This window comes from Ignavibacteriales bacterium (assembly GCA_016709155.1).
GTDB lineage: Bacteria > Bacteroidota > Ignavibacteria > Ignavibacteriales > Ignavibacteriaceae > JADJEI01.
In genome coordinates this window covers 612336-631724 of the sequence record JADJEI010000013.1, presented here as the reverse complement: position 1 = coordinate 631724, position 19389 = coordinate 612336, and the positions used below count along the sequence as shown (strand labels likewise).

The 19389-nt window shown below is 35.6% G+C and carries 17 protein-coding genes and 2 pseudogenes; 14 read left to right on the top strand and 5 right to left on the bottom strand.

Translation table 11 applies throughout. From position 1 onward, the window contains the following. Positions 1–292: 292 nt before the first annotated feature. Both IPH11_16260 and IPH11_16255 read right to left on the bottom strand, forming a co-directional pair. Positions 293–487 carry a hypothetical protein gene (locus IPH11_16260; protein ID MBK6915136.1) on the bottom strand — a complete coding sequence of 65 codons (195 nt, stop codon included), beginning with the start codon at positions 485–487 and terminating at the stop codon, positions 293–295. A gap of 464 nt (positions 488–951) precedes the next feature. Continuing rightward, complete coding sequence (locus IPH11_16255) at positions 952–1197, bottom strand: hypothetical protein (protein MBK6915135.1); 246 nt, start codon at positions 1195–1197, stop codon at positions 952–954. A gap of 10 nt (positions 1198–1207) precedes the next feature. Between IPH11_16255 and IPH11_16250 the strand changes: the two genes are divergently transcribed. From IPH11_16250 to IPH11_16225, 6 genes are all read left to right on the top strand, one after another. Further along, a complete protein-coding gene (locus IPH11_16250) occupies positions 1208–1561 on the top strand; it encodes a hypothetical protein (protein ID MBK6915134.1) in 354 nt (117 codons plus the stop codon). Positions 1562–1917: 356 nt separating this feature from the next. Beyond that, a complete protein-coding gene (locus IPH11_16245; protein MBK6915133.1) occupies positions 1918–2238 on the top strand; it encodes a hypothetical protein in 321 nt (106 codons plus the stop codon). 637 nt (positions 2239–2875) lie between these two features. Continuing rightward, the gene (locus IPH11_16240; GenBank protein MBK6915132.1) at positions 2876–3379 is read left to right on the top strand and encodes a T9SS type A sorting domain-containing protein; all 504 of its coding nucleotides are present in this window, start codon (positions 2876–2878) and stop codon (positions 3377–3379) included. 206 nt (positions 3380–3585) lie between these two features. Next, complete coding sequence (locus IPH11_16235) at positions 3586–4380, top strand: hypothetical protein (protein ID MBK6915131.1); 795 nt, start codon at positions 3586–3588, stop codon at positions 4378–4380. Continuing rightward, a complete protein-coding gene (locus tag IPH11_16230) occupies positions 4377–4685 on the top strand; it encodes a hypothetical protein (GenBank protein MBK6915130.1) in 309 nt (102 codons plus the stop codon). Before IPH11_16235 ends, IPH11_16230 begins: the two co-directional genes overlap by 4 nt. 138 nt (positions 4686–4823) lie before the next feature. Then, complete coding sequence (locus tag IPH11_16225) at positions 4824–5201, top strand: hypothetical protein (GenBank protein ID MBK6915129.1); 378 nt, start codon at positions 4824–4826, stop codon at positions 5199–5201. Here the strand turns inward: IPH11_16225 and IPH11_16220 are convergent. Then, entirely contained in the window at positions 5170–5964 is a 795-nt protein-coding gene (locus tag IPH11_16220; protein MBK6915128.1) for a carbon-nitrogen family hydrolase, read from the bottom strand. The two genes, IPH11_16225 and IPH11_16220, sit on opposite strands and share 32 nt — an antisense overlap. A 498-nt stretch (positions 5965–6462) precedes the next feature. On the opposite strand from IPH11_16220, the gene asd reads away from it, so the two are divergent. The 8 genes and pseudogenes from asd to IPH11_16180 all read left to right on the top strand — a co-directional run bounded on the left by asd (position 6463) and on the right by IPH11_16180 (position 16992). After that, positions 6463–7512: an aspartate-semialdehyde dehydrogenase gene (asd, locus tag IPH11_16215; GenBank protein MBK6915127.1), complete on the top strand. Its 1050-nt coding sequence runs from the start codon at positions 6463–6465 to the stop codon at positions 7510–7512. A gap of 98 nt (positions 7513–7610) precedes the next feature. After that, positions 7611–8426, top strand: a complete 816-nt coding sequence (gene proC / locus IPH11_16210; protein MBK6915126.1) for a pyrroline-5-carboxylate reductase — start codon at positions 7611–7613, stop codon at positions 8424–8426. A gap of 42 nt (positions 8427–8468) precedes the next feature. Beyond that, entirely contained in the window at positions 8469–9905 is a 1437-nt protein-coding gene (locus IPH11_16205) for a PAS domain-containing protein (protein ID MBK6915125.1), read from the top strand. A gap of 109 nt (positions 9906–10014) precedes the next feature. Next, a pseudogene (locus tag IPH11_16200) lies at positions 10015–11381 on the top strand (sigma-54-dependent Fis family transcriptional regulator). 195 nt (positions 11382–11576) lie between these two features. Next, positions 11577–11945 (top strand): hypothetical protein, encoded by a 369-nt coding sequence (locus IPH11_16195; GenBank protein MBK6915124.1) that lies wholly within the window; start codon positions 11577–11579, stop codon positions 11943–11945. A gap of 494 nt (positions 11946–12439) precedes the next feature. Further along, entirely contained in the window at positions 12440–14503 is a 2064-nt protein-coding gene (locus tag IPH11_16190) for a cytochrome b/b6 domain-containing protein (protein ID MBK6915123.1), read from the top strand. Positions 14504–14544: 41 nt separating this feature from the next. Next, positions 14545–16038: a NapC/NirT family cytochrome c gene (locus tag IPH11_16185; protein ID MBK6915122.1), complete on the top strand. Its 1494-nt coding sequence runs from the start codon at positions 14545–14547 to the stop codon at positions 16036–16038. Between the two features lie 123 nt (positions 16039–16161). Continuing rightward, a complete protein-coding gene (locus IPH11_16180) occupies positions 16162–16992 on the top strand; it encodes a patatin-like phospholipase family protein (protein ID MBK6915121.1) in 831 nt (276 codons plus the stop codon). Positions 16993–17034: 42 nt separating this feature from the next. On the opposite strand, the gene IPH11_16175 is transcribed toward IPH11_16180, so the two are convergent. Beyond that, complete coding sequence (locus IPH11_16175) at positions 17035–18204, bottom strand: ABC transporter permease (GenBank protein MBK6915120.1); 1170 nt, start codon at positions 18202–18204, stop codon at positions 17035–17037. A 20-nt stretch (positions 18205–18224) separates the two neighbouring features. Beyond that, positions 18225–19383, bottom strand: a pseudogene (locus IPH11_16170) (FtsX-like permease family protein). Positions 19384–19389 lie beyond the last annotated feature (6 nt).

Genomic DNA, 19389 nt, shown 5'->3' with positions numbered 1-19389 from the left:
TATCAATTTATTCAGATTTAAAACTAACTATTTTTTCCATTTTAATCATAAAACCAAATTACTTCATTCAATTTTCGAATAGTAGCTAACTATTAAGTATTTTATCTGTAAATGAGCAAAAAAAGACAACGATGAGCGTCATAAAATCTATCTGCTCTTTTGCAGATAAAATAGTGTAATTAAAAACTCTCATTTTAGTTCTTACTAATTTGTTTAATTTCTTTCCTGTTTTCCAATTCCACAAAAACATCCTCATTTGTTTGGTTAAACTTATTAACTGCTTTTGCCAATGTCAAGAAATTCTTAAGTATTTTTTAATTATTTTGTTTCCGGATTTGTTCTGCCCTGTTCCTGCCGGCGTGTGTTGCAGGTTGGTTAAAAAATACCTGTAAATTTTTCCCGGCAGAGGTAAGATTTTCCTCTCCCCGCCTATTCCGTTTATAAAATAGCCTAGGCTGTATTGTATTCTTCCTAGGCTATTTTGCATTCCTCCTAGGCTATTTTGCATTCCTCCTAGGCTATTTCACATTCTTCCTAGGCTATTTATCAAGTCTCCTAGGCTATTTATCAAGTCTCCTAGGCTATTTTTAAATCCTCCTAGGCTATTTATAAAGATGCGTAGGTTATTTCTCATCAAGCCTAGGCGGGGGCTAAAACTTCCTGGGCTTTTTGTCAGTTGTAGTAGGTTTTTCTTGAACTAGCCTAGGCGAGTCGGGAATATTCCTAGGCTTATTTTCAACTTTTCCCCCCATCCATACAAATAATCTTTATTTTTATTCCAAAATCTAAATTTCTTATAAAAATAGAGATTGGACAGAAAATAAAATTAAGTCTGGCACAGCAATTGATAATACTACATCAGATACTTATTATATGTGAAACGTGAGTAAGCATCTAAAATAAATAAACATTCATTCATTAATTATGGAGTATTCATATGTCAAAATATGATTACCTGCCCACTACGATGGGCAATTTAGATAGCTGGGAAGAAACCTTCTTAGCAAAGCTGCCGACATACGCCGCATCGTTCGGCTTATCACCGGCAGAGGTAACTGCTATAACTCCCGCGATAACTCCACGTCGAACTGCATACCCAACACAGCTTGCGGCGCAGGCTAATGTAAGTTCATTGGTTGAGAATACGAAAGCCAAAAGGAAGGCTGCAATCAGCGGTCTAAACGGTATCCGTGCCATTGCCAACATGATGAAGAACAACTCAGCCTATACCAAAACGGCGGGGTTAGATCTCGGCATAGAATCAAACTACATCCCCCCCAGCCCGGATGCGCTGGTTGCAAGCATCAAAGCAAAAGTGACAATTGATAACAAGGTAAAGATCGGCACTGTACTCAACGGTGCTAATGGATTTAATTGTTACAGCCGCCGCGGCACAGAAACAGAACTTACGTTTCTCGGGACTTCCGTAAACAGCACCCTTATAGATTCACGTCCTAATCTAAACGGAGCGCCGGAACGAAGAGAATACGTAATCAGGTTAGTGATCGGCAACTTAGAGGTAGGAACTCAATCCGATATCGCCGTGGTGATAGTCGGGTAAATTAACCCCCTCCCAAAACAAAAAACTATAGTTAAAAAAATGGTTCATAAACCTACCCCATAAAGGCGGTCAGTTATAAAAAACTGGTCGCCTTTTTAATTAACAATTAAAAATTATTAATTAAGAATGGGAGAAAAACACAGCAGGACAATGGTACGTTTACCACTTAGCTAACTATGGAGAAATTGTATTCTCCCCGGACAGATATTTATCTTGTTTATATGTACAGATATTTAGCCGGGGAAGTAAGTAGTAATGGGTTAAAAAATAATTTTGTTTTACAATTTTCAGTAATTATATTCACATCCAAGCTTAATCTAAAATCTATTTTCCACCAATAAAACCAAGGAACAACTATGAAAAATTTTTTCTTGTTCGTTTTTGTATTCACTGCAATATTTGCCCCTTCGCATCAAGCACAAGAGTTTACCATCCCCTTTAATGTACCGGGATTTGAGAGTAAACTTGATCTTCTAAATCCCTATCCTGTTCCCTTAAGTAACCGGGATAATAATGCGTCTGAATTTACACAGCGCTCCCGTGAGTACAACGTTCTTGATTTTTATCTTCAGGAAACGGAGATATATTATTTATGGAGCGGCAGTGATTGGACTCCTCAAACCAAAACTACTTACAGTTATGTTAATACATCCCAAATGGGGAGAGCTGCTTCTTGAAATCTGGAACGGCTCTGCATGGGTAAATAATCAACGGTCAACATATACATATAATGGAAATAATCTGAATACAAATATATTGACTGAAGTATGGGTCGGCTCAGCTTGGCAAAATGCTTCGCAGTTGATTTATGAATACGATGGCTCTAATAGAGTTAGCACCTATACTCAGCAAACGTGGGGAGGCAGTCAATGGGATAATTCATTCAGAATTCTGTACGCATATACAGCGGGGGGTGATATAGAATCAACTACACAACAGCAATGGGATGCTGGCGCGTGGAAAAATTTCTTACTTTCAAGCTATACTTATAATGCGAACCATTTAATTACACAAAATCTCAGCCAGTTATGGATGGGGTCTATGTGGGAAAATTCCAACAAAACAGATTATACTTATGATGGAGAAAGTAAATTAACAAATACCGTCACTTCAATATGGCTGGGGGTGATGTGGCAGGCGTCAAGTCAAACTATTTATTCTTATAATGCAAATGATTACATATCTGAAGTGATTGTTCAAAGCTGGGATTTCATCTCCAGCCAATGGAAAAACTTCCTTAGATATAGCTATGAGTATGATGGGAATAATAATATAACACTTAACTTATCTCAGTCGTGGGATGGTTCAGGTTGGATGAATAGTAATCAGACTATCAGCACTTACAATGGATTTCAACTATCAACTTCCACGCAGCAATACTGGGATGCAGGAGCGTGGCAAAACTCGAACTATGATGTTTATTCTTATGATGGAAATGGAAATTTGACAGAAATACTTTATCAGCAATGGCTTGGGGGTGCATACGAAAATTATGCTAAAATAGTTTATACGTACATTCCTGTTACCGGCGTAGATGATAAAAACATTGAGCCGGTGTCATTCACACTTAATCAGAATTACCCCAACCCATTTAATCCGGCTACCGTTATTAGCTGGGAAATGCCTGTCCGCAGTTTTATAACGTTAAAAGTTTATGATGTACTCGGCAATGAGATCACAACTCTAGTAAATGAAGAAAAACCTGCCGGAAAGTATGAAATAAATTTTGATGCTAATAATTTATCAAGCGGCGTTTATTATTACCGTATCACGACAGGTAATTTTACTCAAACTAATAAGATGATATTAATAAGATAAAGCTCGATTTAGTTTAAAGATTTTCACGCCCTACAAAGCCCTGTAAATAGCAGGGCTTTTCTTTTAATGATTATTCAGTCTTATAAAAACATTTAACTGTCCTTCAGTCAAAACCTCAGCATTAATAATTTATTATTTGCAATATTCCTTATTCTTATTTAGATTGTATCTTAATAACACAATTTTTTATAGAAAATGGAGTGCTAATGTTCAAACATAAATCATTACAGTTTTTATTAATCTTAGTTACAGTTCTCGGAGTTTCGGTCAATGTTTTTGCAGATAGAAAATATTTCGCACGATCTTATATGGCTTACACACTCCCCCAGCGGGCACTCGAGATTGAAGTATGGAATACAATGAGACTTGGCAAAACGGACGGCTTCTACTATCGCCAGCAGCCGCGATTTGAAATCGAATACGGTGCAACGGACAGACTGACTACATCTCTCTATTTTAATTTTAACCAGGTTACTGCGGCAGAGAATCAGTATAGTTCACACTCATTGGAGTTTTCTTCTTCTGCAATAGAACTCCGGTACAGACTTTCAAATCCCGATGAGTATTTTGTTGATCCTGCACTTTACTTTGAATTTTCTTACGGTGGGGCAGAGATAGAGTACGAACCCAAGATTCTTCTTTCTAAAAGAACGGGTGATTTTGTTTCGGTGGTAAACATCATCGCTGAGATAGAAAGAAAGATAATTGATTCGGAACACGAGTCTAAATTTGAAATAACTGCCGGTGTTGCCTACGAAGTCTCAAATAATGTTGCGCTCGGTTTGGAGTTCAGAAATCACAGGAATTATTCAGACATATACGATGTTGAAAAGAATCAGGCTTCTTTTATTGGTCCAACTCTAAATATTCAAACTGAAGAACTTTACTTCACAATAAATTTCTTAAAACAATTTGGAGGAAGCCCTGCTACAAAAAATAGTCTAGATCTAAATGGACATGAGGATTACGAGATACGAACAATACTTGGAATTACTTTATGACCGTAAAGTCACTTATGGTTTTTCTCCAATTTATCTTTGCTCTACTATTTATTAATTGTTCAGGTTCAGGATCAAGTTCAGGTTCAGGTTCAAGTTCAAGTAATGAGATAGACAACCAATTAACAAAATTTCCTGAAGGAAGAGATTTGTATCTTTCAAAATGTACAAGCTGCCACAAAGCTTATGAAAGAGAAATGTTTACTGCGGAAAAATGGAAGACTGCACTTGAGGAAATGACGGTTAAAGCAAAATTAAATGATGAAGAAAAAACTTTGATACTTAATTATTTGTCTGAAAGAAACTGAATGGCAGGGTAAGCGGGAGGGGCAAGACTGCTGCAATGCTGATATTGATATAACTTTCCGGAGAATATAATTATTGTTAGTTTTTATGCAGTGAAAATAATTTTTATCATCTTGATTATTTTTTTAGGCTCACAAATTGTGATACCGCAGATTGATACAACACAATCAACTAATCCTGATTCAACAACTGTAAATCAAAATGAAAAGAGAAATAATTTTTTCCAACAGGAAGGTTTAAAGTTAAAAGATTTAGGAAAAAATCTTCATCAAAGTCATTTAGAATTAAACCTCAATATTCCGCAGCTTGACTCTGAAGTTATTTACTATATGCAGCCAGACTTTGACACTATGTTTAACGAGGATCAGTTAAAAGGTTTTAAGGATTCGTATTCATTCCTGATGAAATCCGAATACAAAAATTTATTTAAGTATGACCTTGGGGTGGTGGGTAAATATCTTGGCATTTCTAAAAATATTCTTGCAGTTATTCTTGCAATAATATCGGTGGCAAAATAAAATTTAAAACCATTTTCATATCATTTAAGAAAGGAAATTTTTCTCTTACTTCACGGAGATAGTTTTTATCAACATCGGCAATAATTATTTTTTCTTCATTCTCAATTGCTGCGATTTCTTTACCCATAGGGTCAAACACACTGCTGAAGCCGTTATAGTGAAGCTTTGGATCATCCCCCACCCGGTTAACACCTGCGACGTAGCACTGATTTTCGATTGCGCGGGCTTTTAGCAAAGTTCGCCAATGTTCAATCCTTGTATCAGGCCAATTAGCAATATCAACAATGAGATGAACACGTTTCTTTCCATAATCCCTGTACAATTCCGGGAAGCGCAAATCATAACAGATTGATAAACCGATTTGATGATTTTTAATTTTGGTGATCGCAGGTCTATTGCCCGCTTCATAAAATTTATTTTCGTTTGAATAAGAAAATGGGTGAATCTTGCGATAGATTTTATTCAACTTGCCTTTTGCGGTTATATGAAGCATCGTGTTGTAACTCCTCCTTATTCCACGCTCGATAATACCGGCTAAAACATCACAGTTTTTTTCTAAAGCTATCGAAGAAAAAAAACTAAAACTTTCTCCGCCCGTACCTTCTGCAAATTTTTCAGCAGACATAGTAAAACCGGTTAGAGTCATTTCAGGAAAAATCAGAGCATCATAACTTTCAGGAGATTGAAGCATAGTTTTCAACTTCAATTTATTAGATTCTTTGTCTTCCCAGACAGGGTCATATTGTACTAAGGCTATTTTCATTTCACATTTATTTTATTTGTTACTTTAAATTTAGATTTCTCAAGACATTTACCCAACAGGTAAAGTTAAAATCTAAAAGTAGTTGAATGTTCTTTTCTTATATTTGCAATTAAATAATTGAGTTGAATTTTATTTCAGCAGGCTATCATACTTTATATTGCTAAGAGTCTTCTCGAAATAATAATTGAAACAAATTTCATAATAATCTTGTATGCTATTTTAATGAAAATTAATAATACTCTTTCATAAACCCCACGCTTTAGCGTGGGGAAAAAAATCACGCACAGTGAAAAGTCGCATTTTGAAGGATCAACAGTATTGGTTTCTGTCTCTGAATCAATGATTGATAAAGTGCGTGACTACATTAAAAACCAGGAAGTACATCATAAGAAAATGACGTTAAGAGACCCCCCCTGGTTAATTTATGTCCCATTGTTATGTTAAGCAATACTGGAAATAATTTTATTTGATAAATATCATCGAAGTAAAATCCATAAAATGAAATTAAAAAATAAAATACCTGTTGCCATATTAGGAGCTACCGGAAGCGTAGGTCAAAAATTTATTGAACTGCTGATAAATCACCCGTGGTTTGAAGTAGCTGAACTTGCGGCTTCAGATAAATCAGCTAATAAATTTTATAAAGATGCAGTAAATTGGTTTTCATCGGCATCGCTGCCATCTGCTATTGGCAATATTAAAGTGAAAGAATGTAATCCGAACCTGAAATCAAAAATAATATTTTCGGGATTGGATGCAAGTGTTGCTGGCGAAATAGAAACTGACTTTGCGAAGAGTGGTTACATCGTAATTTCAAATTCAAAAAATCATCGAATGGATAAAGATGTTCCACTTCTTGTGCCGGAAATTAATCCTGAACATCTATCATTAATCAAAACACAAAAGTTTGGTAAAGGATTTATCGTAACTAATCCGAATTGCTCGACTATCGGTTTGTCACTTGCATTAAAACCATTGATGGATAAATTCGGTGTTAAAGACGTCAATGTTGTAACTATGCAGGCACTGTCGGGGGCGGGGTATCCCGGTGTATCAAGTCTCGATATAATTGATAATGTTGTTCCATTCATCGGCGGTGAAGAAAAAAAAATGGAAACCGAGCCGTTAAAAATTCTTGGGAAGTTAAAGAGCAATAGAATTATTGGTTTGAAAATTAATATCAGCGCACAATGTAATCGCGTTGCAGTTCTCGAGGGTCATACCGAATGTGTTCAGGTAAATCTGAAAAGAAAAACTAATGTAAATGAAATCATTCAAGCGTGGGATAAATTTTCGGGCGAACCACAAAAACTTAATCTTCCATCGGCACCTTTACATTCCATACACTATTTTAGCGAAGATAAATACCCCCAGCCTAAAATTCACCGGAGCATTGATAAAGGAATGGCTGTTTCAATTGGGAGGCTGCGGGAAGATTCTATATTTGACTATAAGTTCGTCTTGCTTTCTCACAACACAATCAGAGGCGCTGCAGGCGGTGCTATTTTATGTGCGGAACTGATGCTTGCAAAAAATATCATCAAATGATTTAGTGATTGCTGCGAAGCACAAAGAGAAAACTGAGTAAGTGACATGCGTTTATAAATTTATTTAATAAAGTTTTTATAAAAAGATAAAGGATAAAAATGAGTTCAAAGAAAAGTGCTGCAATTCTTGGTGGTGGTAATATTGGTTTAGCAATTGCAAACGGATTGATTACTTCAAACCTATTTCCGGCAAAACATATTTATATCACCCGCAATAGAGTTGAACAATTGGCGGACATTAAGGAAAAAGACGTTCATGTTGGCTCTGATAATAAGTATGCAGTAAAAAATTCAGAGGTAATAATTCTGGCAGTTCAGCCGAAACAAATGAGTGATTTACTGAATGACATAAAGGATGTGGTGGATGAAAAAAAGCATCTTATAATATCGGTGGTTTCAGGTGCAGGCATAAAAGCAATTAAAGAACAGATAGGAAAAAATGTGACCGTAATTCGTGCAATGCCGAATACTGCAATTGCGATAGGTGAATCCATGACCTGTCTTTCCGCTTCAACAAAAACAGATCCCAATTTGAAAATTGCAAAAGATATTTTTGATTCAGTGGGAAAAACATTAATTATTGATGAACATTTGATGGTGCCTGCTACTGCATTGTGTGCATGCGGGACAGCATTTTTTCTGCGCGCTATTCGTGCTGCTTCGCAAGGTGGAATTGAAATTGGATTTCACGCTGATGAAGCAATACTAATGGCGGCACAAACTGCAAAGGGTGCGGCAACTCTGCTTTTGGAAAATAAAAATCACCCGGAAAGCGAAGTTGATAAAGTTACCACTCCTCAAGGCATCACTATTTCCGGCTTAAATCAAATGGAACATTACGGTTTTAGTTCTGCAATGATTCGCGGGATAGTTACTTCAGCAGAAAAAGCAGCCCGACTTTACAGCGTTGATTAATTTTATTGTATTCAATTGAAATTTAAAACAGCATTTTAATTTATGACGTCGAATTATTCATTCACATTTGATCTGTTCAATAATTGCAAGGATATGTTCTTAATTTTAACTGAAGAAGGAAGTATTCTTCAAATGAATAATTCTGCTTTAAATAAACTGAAGCCCTTTTTAGCAAAAATAAATTCACAAAATTTTTACTCATTATTGGATGAGACGGGCAAAAATGAATTGAGATTAACGCTCAGAAATTGTTCAGATAAAAGTGGCTGCAATTCATTTGCTGCTCAATTAATCCTGAATGAAACCTTAGATGTGGAATTCTCTATCTCACTGTTTACAAACTATACTTCCGACACGGCAAATAAATTATTTTTCATACTTGCACGCGATTTAACCGAACAGAAACATAAAGAATTAGAACTTCTCCGCTTCTTCAGTATTGCTGAAAATACTGTTAATCCACTTGAAATTACAGATGTGAACGGAAGAATAATTTATGTAAATAAAGCCTTTGTAAATTCAAGCGGCTACTCAAAGGAAGAAATAATTGGTCAAAATCCAAAACTATTTGGAGGGGGTAAAAATTCTAAAAAGTTTTGGGAGAAAATGTGGAGTACTATCAGCAGCGGTAAAGTATGGGTTGGTGAGATTGAAAACAAGAGAAAGAACGGCGAACCTTATCATTCGCAGGTTTTGATTTCGCCTATCATTGATGCTGGTGGAAAAGTGACAGGTTATTTTGGTGTTCACAGAGATTTAAGTGATAAGAGAGTTTTAGAGAAACAATTAATCCATACTCAGAAAATGGAGAGCATCGGCACACTCGCAGCCGGAATCGCTCACGAAGTAGGCAACCCATTGGCTTCTATTTCTGCGCTGGTCCAGGTTGCACAACGTTCTACTAACGATCCATTTATTTCAGAGAAGCTGGGATTGGTGAAAAGTCAAGTTACAAGAATTTCTAAAATTATTCGCGACCTGGTTGACTTCTCCCGCCCATCAAACTATGAATTACTGATGACCGATATAAATGAAAACATCAAAGAAGCCGTCGAAATTACTAAGGTGGGGACCAAAGCAAAAAATATTGACTTTGTAATTGAGCTGACCGAGAATATCCCATCTCTGCCATTAATTGCTGATCAGATACAACAAGTATTCGTAAATATTTTGCTCAATGCAGTTGATGCAATACAGGAAAAGAAAGATGATACTTCAAGGAACAAAATTGTTGTGAAATCTTTTATAGAGGATGAATCAGTTATAATTAATTTTACGGATACAGGTCCGGGAATTCCCGAAGCAAATTATACAAAAGTTTTTGAACCATTCTTCACTACTAAAAAACAAGGCAAAGGAACAGGGCTTGGACTTTGGGTTAGTTATGGTATTGTGAAAAGTTTTCAGGGAGACATTAAGATTAAGAGCGTCCCCGGATCAAGCACTTCTTTTATTATTAACTTGCCTATCAAACCATAAAAATATTATTTTATTCAATGAAAGAAGTTTTCTAAAATGATCCCCTCGCTAATACATAGAACAGCAAGTAAGTAAAGTAAGATTGTAAGTTTAACAGGAAATATAAAAAATGGCAGATAGAATTTTAGTTGTTGATGATGAAGAGATAATTAGAGAATCTCTTTCATACATCTTGAAAAAAGAAGGCTTTTATGTCGAAGAAGCAGCAAATGGGAAAATCGCACTAGATAAATTTCGCGAAAATAGTTTCGACCTCGTAATAACCGACCTTGAAATGCCGGTTATGAAAGGAGTTGAATTAATGGAACAGGTGAAAACACTTAATGTACAGACTGCGATCATGGTCATCACTGCTTTTGGCTCACTTGAAACAGCTATTTCTGCGCTGCGTAATGGTGCAAGTGACTACATTCTGAAACCCGTTGAGTTTGATGAGTTGATAATTAAAGTCCGCAAACTGCTTGAATTAAAAAGTCTTTTGGTAGAGAATAGAATATTACGGCAAGAAGTTCAGCGCAATTATGATTATGAAAATTTTGTTGGAAAAAGTGAGGCAATGAAAAATATATTTAACATAATTCAAACGGTTGCAGATTCAGAAAGCACGGTTCTAATTTCAGGCAACAGCGGAACCGGCAAAGAACTGGTTGCGCGAGCTTTACATTTCAATAGCCGACGTAAAGCCAAACCGTTCATAGCTGTCAATTGTGGTGCTATTTCCGAAAACTTAATCGAGAGCGAATTATTCGGACATAAAAAAGGCGCATTCACCGGCGCAATTACAGATAAGGAAGGCTTAGTGAAAGCCACTGATGGTAGGACTCTTTTTCTTGATGAGATAAGCGATATGCCTCTTTTATTGCAAGTTAAACTGCTGCGAACTATTCAAGAAAAAGAATATATGCCTGTTGGAACAACACAAGCTATTTCCATAAACGTACGGTTCATTGCCTCGACTAATAGAGAATTAAAGGATGAGGTAACTTCCGGAAAATTCAGGGAGGATCTTTTCTATAGACTTAATGTAATTGATATTCATCTGCCTTCACTAAAAGAACGGAAGGAAGACATTCCCCTGCTTGCGAATCACTTCCTTGATAAATATAGAAAGGAAATGAATAAAAGCATCATTGGAATAAATACCGAAGCTTTGAAATCGTTAGTTGAGCATGAATGGAAGGGTGAGGTTCGTGAACTTGAAAATGTAATTGAACGAGCAGTAATTTTTGCAAAGAAGATTTTATAACTCAAAAAGATTTACCCGCCGGAATATATTTATCAAATATGGCAACGGATGACGGTTTAGCTTCAAAATCATTGGTTGAATCTGTCCAGATTTACGAGAAAGGAATAATTCTAGATGCATTGCAAAAATTCAATTTCAATAAAGATAAAACAGCAGAATTTCTTCAGCTTGGACTTTCTACACTTTACCGAAAAATGAAGGAGTTAAATATTAAAGAGACGCTGAAGTAATTTTCTCACTTGTTATAATTTTTTGTCATTTCTTTTTCATTAAAGAGAAAAGCTTAATTTAAGTTCAGCCTGCCCCTGATCAGATCCCTTTTTTTCTAAATAAAATCGCCATTTACCAATTTTTGCTATCTATTCTGCTGCTGGCACATAATATGTTAAACTGGTTAATTAAACTTTTAACCGATTTATTTATTGATGAAAAACATATTATTTCACAGCGTTGATTTTTCACTTTGCTACAGCTTTCTAATGCTTTTAGAAGATAAATTTAGAGTAACCACCAGCACAAACCTCGACAAAATTTCCAAAATCGCTGACTCATGTAAATTTGAAGCCTTGATAATAGATGCTGAGCCAAATAAAAAAGTTCAGAACATCATTCAGCACATTAAAAAAAATAACCCTGCCTTACCCATTATTATGACCTATGTTTTTAATCCCGGGTTAAAAGAATCCGAGAGTAATCTTAAAAACATAATTAGCGCAGTATTTTATAAACCATACGATTTGAACGAGGTCGCAAATAGGTTGAATTCTATTGTCGAATCTATTCCTGAACAATAATTTTATCCATCATCGTTAAATAGTTTATTTTCTAAGTCCTTAGAAAATTTTGTACCAAATTTCTTAGCATTGAGAAAGATATCATATACAATGTTGATTAGAGGTCATTTTAATCATTTTGTTTGGTATTACATTTGAAATTACAAACGGCAAATAATATTAAATTGAAGAATCAACGAGAAGAAGAAATGAAAAATATAATGATCTATCTGGCATTTATTCTATCAATTGTAGCTCTTTACGGTTTTGCATTCTTATGATCCGAAAAGCAAACGAGCGAATATGTCTCCACAAGAAAAAGGATTTAAATAATATTTTGCTTTTGAAATAATTAAAAATTTCCTTGCCAGTGCGTAAAAAATTTAATAGCTTCAACACAAAGAAAAAGAGTTAATAATGATGAAATTGATAAAGAGTAAAATTCAAGTTCTTCTTTTTCGTTACTGATCTTTATTCCAATTTTAACTGTTGCACAATCAAACGACGACTGCCTGATGTGCCATAGTGATCAGGAAATGACAACAGAGAGAAACGGGAAAGAAGTTTCACTCTTTGTTGACGAAACAATACTGGCAAAATCTCCTCACGTCAAATTGAATTGCGTATCCTGTCATTTAGAATTTAATCCTGATGATCTCCCACACAAAGAAAATATTACACCGATAAATTGCTTACTCTGTCATAAAGATGCACCTGTAAAACATTCATTCCACCCACAAATGTTGAAGGCAAAGGGGACTGATTTTTCAGGAGATACCTCATGCAAAAACTGTCATGGTACACACAATGTCGTTTCGCCGAAAGTCAAAGGCTCAAAATGGAGTGCTTCAAACCTAACACAATCTTGTGGAAACTGCCACAAGGATGTAAAAGAGATCTATCAAACATCACAGCATAGTTTAGCTTTTAGCAACAATATAAAAGGTGCTCCCAATTGCTTGACGTGTCATAAAAGCAATATAGGCAAAATCTCATCCGGAAAAAATTTAGCAGAATTAAAATTAAGACAAGAAAAACTTTGCTTATCCTGTCATTTAAATGACCCGGCAATTTTAGCCCGCACGGCACCGTCAGCAGGATTTCTAAATGCTTATGACCATAGTGTTCATGGTAAGGCAATTCAAAATGGAAATGAAAAAGCTGCCGGTTGTGTTGACTGCCATACTGCACATGGAATTTTACGCGGGAATAATTCCAACTCAAGTGTTTTTAAGTCGAATATACCGCTGACCTGTTCGAAATGTCATGAAGATATTTTTAATGAGTATAAAGAAAGTGTACATGGAATTTCAGTAGCCAAAGGAAATAATGATGCGCCTGTTTGTACCAATTGTCATGGTGAGCATAACATTCTTCAAACCGATTCCCCGAATTCTCCTGTATCTTATAAAAATGTTTCTCTTCAGGTTTGTTCACCGTGTCACAACTCGGTTAGGCTTTCTAAAAAGTACGAACTATCGGGTAATAAGTTTCAAACTTTTATAGATAGTTATCATGGATTAGCATTAAAGGGGGGATCAGTTCAGGTAGCTAATTGCGGAAGTTGTCACGGTGCACATAACATAAAGTCTGCCGATGATCCTGCTTCAACAGTCTATAAGGCAAACCTTGTAAAAACCTGCGGCAAATGTCATCCGGGGGCTAATAAAAACTTCACCGAAGGGAAAATTCATGTGAGCATTGCAGAAAAGGAAGAACCGCTTCTTTACTGGATTGCCACCGCCTACATTACAATGATAATTGTTGTGATTGGCGGAATGTTTCTCCATAATCTTATTGACCTGTTCAAAAAAACTAAAATTAAAAAATTGAAGCAGCGCGGAAAAATTGCGGAAGAACATCATGGTCATGCGCTATATCTGCGTATGACTCTTAATGAAAGAATTCAGCACATTACGATGGCAGTCAGTTTTATAATGCTTGTTGTTACTGGATTCATGCTAAGATTTCCAGATAGCTGGTGGGTTTCGCATATCAGAGACTTAAGCGAGGATGCTTTTATTTACAGAAGTATTTTTCATCGAATCGCCGCAGTTGCTATGACATCAATCAGTATTTATCATATTTTATATCTAGCTTTCACAATTAGAGGAAGACAGTTATTCAAAGATATGCTTCCTAAATATCAGGATTTTAAAGATGCACTTGCTGTTGCAAAATACAATCTTGGCTTTTCGAATACCAAACCTAAACTTGATAGATTCAGTTATGTTGAAAAAGCAGAATACTGGGCTTTGATTTGGGGAACAATTGTTATGTCAGCAACCGGTTTTATTATGTGGTTTGATAATACATTCATCGGAATATTTACAAAACTTGGTTACGATGTTGCAAGAACTATTCATTACTATGAAGCATGGCTGGCATTTTTAGCGATAGTTGTGTGGCATTTTTATTTTGTAATTTTTAATCCTGATGTTTACCCAATTAGCCTGGCTTGGTTCAAAGGAACAATAACAGAAGAAGAAATGGCTGAAGAACATGCATTGGAGCTTGAGCGGATAAAAAAACAGAAACTAATTGAGAATCAAAAAACTGATTCAGAAAATATTACATGAAATTCTCTCATTTGATAATAAATTTATAACATAGATCAATTTTGAAAGATAAATTTCCAGCATCATTTTATAATCCAATTACAATCGGCGGGTCAGTTCTATCACTGCTAAGTTTTGGATTAATAATTTTTTTGATAGTCCTCGAATTATTCGGAACTACCGAGAATCCGTATCTGGTAATAATCACTTTTATGATTCTCCCCTCCTTTCTCATACTCGGTTTGCTTCTGGTAGCATTTGGAGTATTAAAAGAAAAGAAAAGAATAAAGAAAGGTAATCCGCAAAGAGAACTTCCCATACTTGATTTTAACAATCCAAGACACAGACTTACATTTTTTATCTTCACCTTTGGATCAATTTTGCTTTTGTTTTTTTCTGCCTTCGGAAGTTTTAAAGCCTACGAGTATGCTGAGACAGATGAATTTTGCGGCACCGTTTGTCACAAAGTAATGGAACCTGAATACACGGCATACCTTAATTCCCCGCATAACCGTGTGGGCTGCGTACAGTGCCACATTGGCTCCGGTGCAGATTGGTTTGTAAAATCGAAGATTACAGGTTCTTATCAGGTGTACTCGGTTTTATTTAATAAATACTCGAAACCTATTCCCACCCCTGTTGAAAGTTTACGACCTGCACAGGGAACTTGTGAGCAATGCCATTCACCAAAACATTTTTTTTCTGAAAAAAAAGTTGACTATTCATATTACCTTAGCGATAAAGATAACTCGAAGTCCAAGTTGACGATGCTTTTAAAAATCGGCGGCGGCAATATTGAATTAGGTAATGCCCGGGGAATTCATTGGCACATGAATATTGAGAACGAAGTAACTTATTATGCAGTTGACCGAGAACGACAGATCATTCCGTGGGTAAAAATGAAATCGAAAAAGACCGGGAAGGAAATAATTTATAGAAGTACAGAAGTAAAGCTTAATGAGAAGCGGCTAAGCCCGGAATCTTTCAGAGTGATGGACTGCATTGATTGCCACAATCGCCCTTCACATATTTATAATCAGCCGGATAAAATGATGAATTTATTTATGTCGCTTGGACGAATAGATGACTCACTCCCCTACATAAAAAGTGTTGGAGTTCAGGCTCTTGAAAAGCCATATTCAACTAAGGAAGTCGGACTTGACAGCATTAAAATTTTTATTAACGATTTTTATTCCCATAATTATCCTGAAATCTATAAATCAAAAGCATCGTCGATAAAAAGCAGTATTTTAGAAATTCAAAAAATTTATTCTAGAAATTATTTCCCCAGTATGAATACAAATTGGAAAAAATTTGCAAATAATATCGGTCATGTTTGGGATAATGGCTGCTTCCGCTGCCATGATGGAAAACATGTAAGTGAAGATGGGAAAATAATTTCTAAAGATTGTAACGCCTGCCATACAATTCTCTCCTCCGAAGATGAAAATGGATTTGTACAGACCTCCGTTACAGGTTTGCAATTTAACCACCCAATTGATCTTGGCAGTTCTTTGAAAGATTGGTTGTGCACTGATTGTCACGGAAGGGAATGATTTGAGATTAATTTCAAAATAAAATAATTATTCTTTTTCTATTCCCCGAAATTCTTTAATTCTAAAATCTCTCCAGCCGCTTTCTTTCAATGTGTTATATTAAAACCACTCAAAAAAAATATTATGAAAAAATTTGGTATAGCATTCGGCAGCGGAGGGGCAAGAGGGATTGCGCATTTACTCATGGTGGAGGCACTTGATGAACTTGGTATCAAACCGGTAATAATATCCGGGTCAAGTATTGGCGCTATCATCGGGGCATTTTATGCTGCTGGATTTACTGCTAAAGAGATGAAAAAAATTTTAGATCAACTCATAAATCCCAAAAGCAGTACTATAGTTGATTTTTTCATGAAATCGGATATCATAAAATTATTAACAATGTTCGATCCGCAGATTATAAAATCGGGAATTATCAAAGGCAATAAATTTCAAAAATATCTCGAATCGCATCTAAAAATTTCCAGATTTGATGAACTGAAAATTCCACTTAAAATTGTAGCGACAGATTACTGGAATAAAGCACAAGTCGTTTTTGATAAAGGAGAATTGTTCCCTGCAATAAGGGCAAGTTATTCATTGCCCGGACTTTTTACCCCGATGAAAATAAAAAATAAAATATTAATTGACGGCGGCGCTGTGAATCCCCTGCCTTATGATATTATTAAAAAACATTGTGACATAACTATCGCCATTGATATTACTTCATTTCGTTCGATGAATGGGAATGAGATCCCTGCAACGGTTGATTCGGTTTTTACGGCTTATCAGATTATGCAAAACTCTATCATTCAGGAAAAACTAAAACACGTACGACCGGATATTTATATAAAACCTGAAATTTATGATGTTAGAGTATTCGATTTTTTAAAAGCAGATTTAATTTTTGATCAGACAAAAAAATCAAAAAAAGAATTGAAACGCCAATTAGAAAAATTCTTATCTAAGAAGTAATTTTCTTCAGCCCAAGCGAATTTAGATTATAGTAACAAAAGCTTATTCTGCTCTTAACGCATTAACGATATTTAACCTTGCTGCTCTCACCGAAGGTAAAAATCCGCCTAGCAAACCCATCACAAGAGTGAAAATCAATGAAGAGATTACTATCGAAGGCGAAAGCGAAAATGAAAAAGCTAACTCTGAAAATGAATTCCAGTTGAGAGTGGATATTGTAAAGAATTGAAGAAATGAAGCTAAGAATAATCCGATTACTCCCCCCGTTACTGATATTGTTACCGACTCAAGTAAAAAAGCTAATAGAATGTTTCTTCTCTTAAATCCTAAAGAACGCAGCGTCCCAATTTCCCGTGTTCTATTTGCTACTGAAGAATACATAGTGATCATCGCACCAATGATGGCACCGATACTAAAAATTACGGTGATAAAAATTCCAAGCACACGTATGAAAGTAGCAAGTATGCCGGATTGCTCTTCAAAATATTTTTGCTCAATCTTTGGTTCAAATTCTAATAATCTTTTATCTGTTTCAAATGATCTTTTAAATTCTTCAAAATTTGCAATGTCATCAAGTTTTAATGTTAAAGTCGAAACACTTGACTCACGATTAAATGCACTCAATAACTGCTGAGCATCTCCCCACATTTCAGATTCAAAGCCACTGCCTTCAGCATCAAATAAACCAACGATAGTCCAGTCATCACCGGCAAACCGTACAATACTGCCGATCTGTGCTCCTTCAAATTTACTATTGATTGCCTTTCCGACAATTAATTCACGGAGAGAGGGATTGAAAAATCTTCCTTCGCTTAATTTTATTTGCTGCCTTAATTGATAAACATTTTGGGAAACACCGCGAACAGTAACATTACTCATTCCCCCGCTTTTGATCGCCAGATTAATTATTACAACAGGTTCGCTAGAAATCATTAACTCCCCCTTGCTGTCTTTTGCGATATGCGGTAAAGCACGAATAATATTCTGTGTGTCGCCGTCAATAATGCTGCTAATTTCTCCCTGTGAAGATTTGCGAAGTATTTTAATATTGTCAGCAGAACCGGTAGAGACAAGTGTTTTTTCAATACCATAAGCCATCATCAAAGCTGCGGCAAAAACGAAAACTACAAGTGCAATACCGGTTACAGTAATTGCTGCTGTAAGTTTTCGAGCTTTAAAATTTCTAAAAGTATATTTAAATGGAATTTTCATTTTAATCTCTCAAAATATTTTTAACCGACAAATCTGAATCCTTCAACAATGCTTGTTCTTAATGCTTTATGAATCGGGAAGACGGATGCAAGCACTCCGATAAGCAGTGCAGCGCTTAAGGCAAGAATTGTAGTTATAGGTTCAATATAAAAAAATGGGAAAAATCCTTTTGGTACGGCTTGCTCAAATCCTGCTACTATCGGATAAGTCAAAGCAATGCCAATGCCCCCGCCTAAAATCGAGATTAAAAATGATTCTCCAAAAATTAATCCGACTAAATGAAATGCAGAAAAGCCAAGTGTTTTAAGAACAGCATATTCACGGGTTCTTTCACGTGAAGACATAATCATGGTATTTGCAAGCACAAGACATGATAATTCCGATAATAACGAACGACATAAAATTCATCGCAGATATAATTGCACCGGAAGCAGAAACAAATCCCTGAGTAAAAGCTTTTTCGGTTTCAGTTTTAGTTTCTGCAGATGAATTTCTAAATAATGCATCAATCTTTTCAGAAATTTCTGCTGATCTTGATGGATCGTCTATCAGCACAATATACCAACCAACATTACCGGCACGAGTTGATGATTCGACTCTCATTCTTTCGTCAACATAAGTCCAATGAAATAGCATTTGAGTATCATCAGTGTTTTTATTTCTCGGTTTGTAAATTCCCCGAACAACAAATTCCCACCTGCCCGGGAAAATATCACCATCTAAAACCATTTGGTCACCAATTTTAATGTTATACTGTTTTGCAATATCGGCACCAATGATACAGGAGTTTTTTTTTTTTAAAATCAGCGAGCTCTTTATCTGAGATTACAAATTCCTGCATAACATCGAAAATAGTTTCGGCATCAACAGCAAGCCTTGTAAAAAATTACTTTTATCTTTATAAACTCCGCCGAACCAATTAGCAAAGCTTAAATTTTTTACTCCATCAATAGATTTTATTTTTTCTTTATAAGCATAGGGGAGAGGGAAAATAAAAGATACAGCCTGGCGTGTTATCAGCCTATTTGCCGAAGCTGCATCAACACTGGAGTTCCAAACAGTTACAACTGTTCTTAAAAGTCCGAATGCAATGACAGCTATAATAATTCCAACAATAGTAAGTGAGGTTCGTAATTTATGACGAAGTGCATTTTTGAAAATTAGTTTTAATACTTTCATGATTGA

Coding starts and splice junctions, on each gene's coding strand:
- IPH11_16245 (MBK6915133.1), top strand. CDS start 1,918: ATGAAAAATTTTTTCTTGTTCGTTTTTGTATTCACTGCAATATTTGCC.
- IPH11_16220 (MBK6915128.1), bottom strand. CDS start 5,964: ATGAAAATAGCCTTAGTACAATATGACCCTGTCTGGGAAGACAAAGAA.
- IPH11_16260 (MBK6915136.1), bottom strand. CDS start 487: ATGCAAAATAGCCTAGGAAGAATACAATACAGCCTAGGCTATTTTATA.
- IPH11_16230 (MBK6915130.1), top strand. CDS start 4,377: ATGACCGTAAAGTCACTTATGGTTTTTCTCCAATTTATCTTTGCTCTA.
- IPH11_16235 (MBK6915131.1), top strand. CDS start 3,586: ATGTTCAAACATAAATCATTACAGTTTTTATTAATCTTAGTTACAGTT.
- IPH11_16180 (MBK6915121.1), top strand. CDS start 16,162: ATGAAAAAATTTGGTATAGCATTCGGCAGCGGAGGGGCAAGAGGGATT.
- IPH11_16190 (MBK6915123.1), top strand. CDS start 12,440: ATGTGCCATAGTGATCAGGAAATGACAACAGAGAGAAACGGGAAAGAA.
- asd (MBK6915127.1), top strand. CDS start 6,463: ATGAAATTAAAAAATAAAATACCTGTTGCCATATTAGGAGCTACCGGA.
- IPH11_16195 (MBK6915124.1), top strand. CDS start 11,577: ATGAAAAACATATTATTTCACAGCGTTGATTTTTCACTTTGCTACAGC.
- IPH11_16175 (MBK6915120.1), bottom strand. CDS start 18,204: ATGAAAATTCCATTTAAATATACTTTTAGAAATTTTAAAGCTCGAAAA.
- proC (MBK6915126.1), top strand. CDS start 7,611: ATGAGTTCAAAGAAAAGTGCTGCAATTCTTGGTGGTGGTAATATTGGT.
- IPH11_16250 (MBK6915134.1), top strand. CDS start 1,208: ATGAAGAACAACTCAGCCTATACCAAAACGGCGGGGTTAGATCTCGGC.
- IPH11_16240 (MBK6915132.1), top strand. CDS start 2,876: ATGAATAGTAATCAGACTATCAGCACTTACAATGGATTTCAACTATCA.
- IPH11_16205 (MBK6915125.1), top strand. CDS start 8,469: ATGACGTCGAATTATTCATTCACATTTGATCTGTTCAATAATTGCAAG.
- IPH11_16255 (MBK6915135.1), bottom strand. CDS start 1,197: ATGGCACGGATACCGTTTAGACCGCTGATTGCAGCCTTCCTTTTGGCT.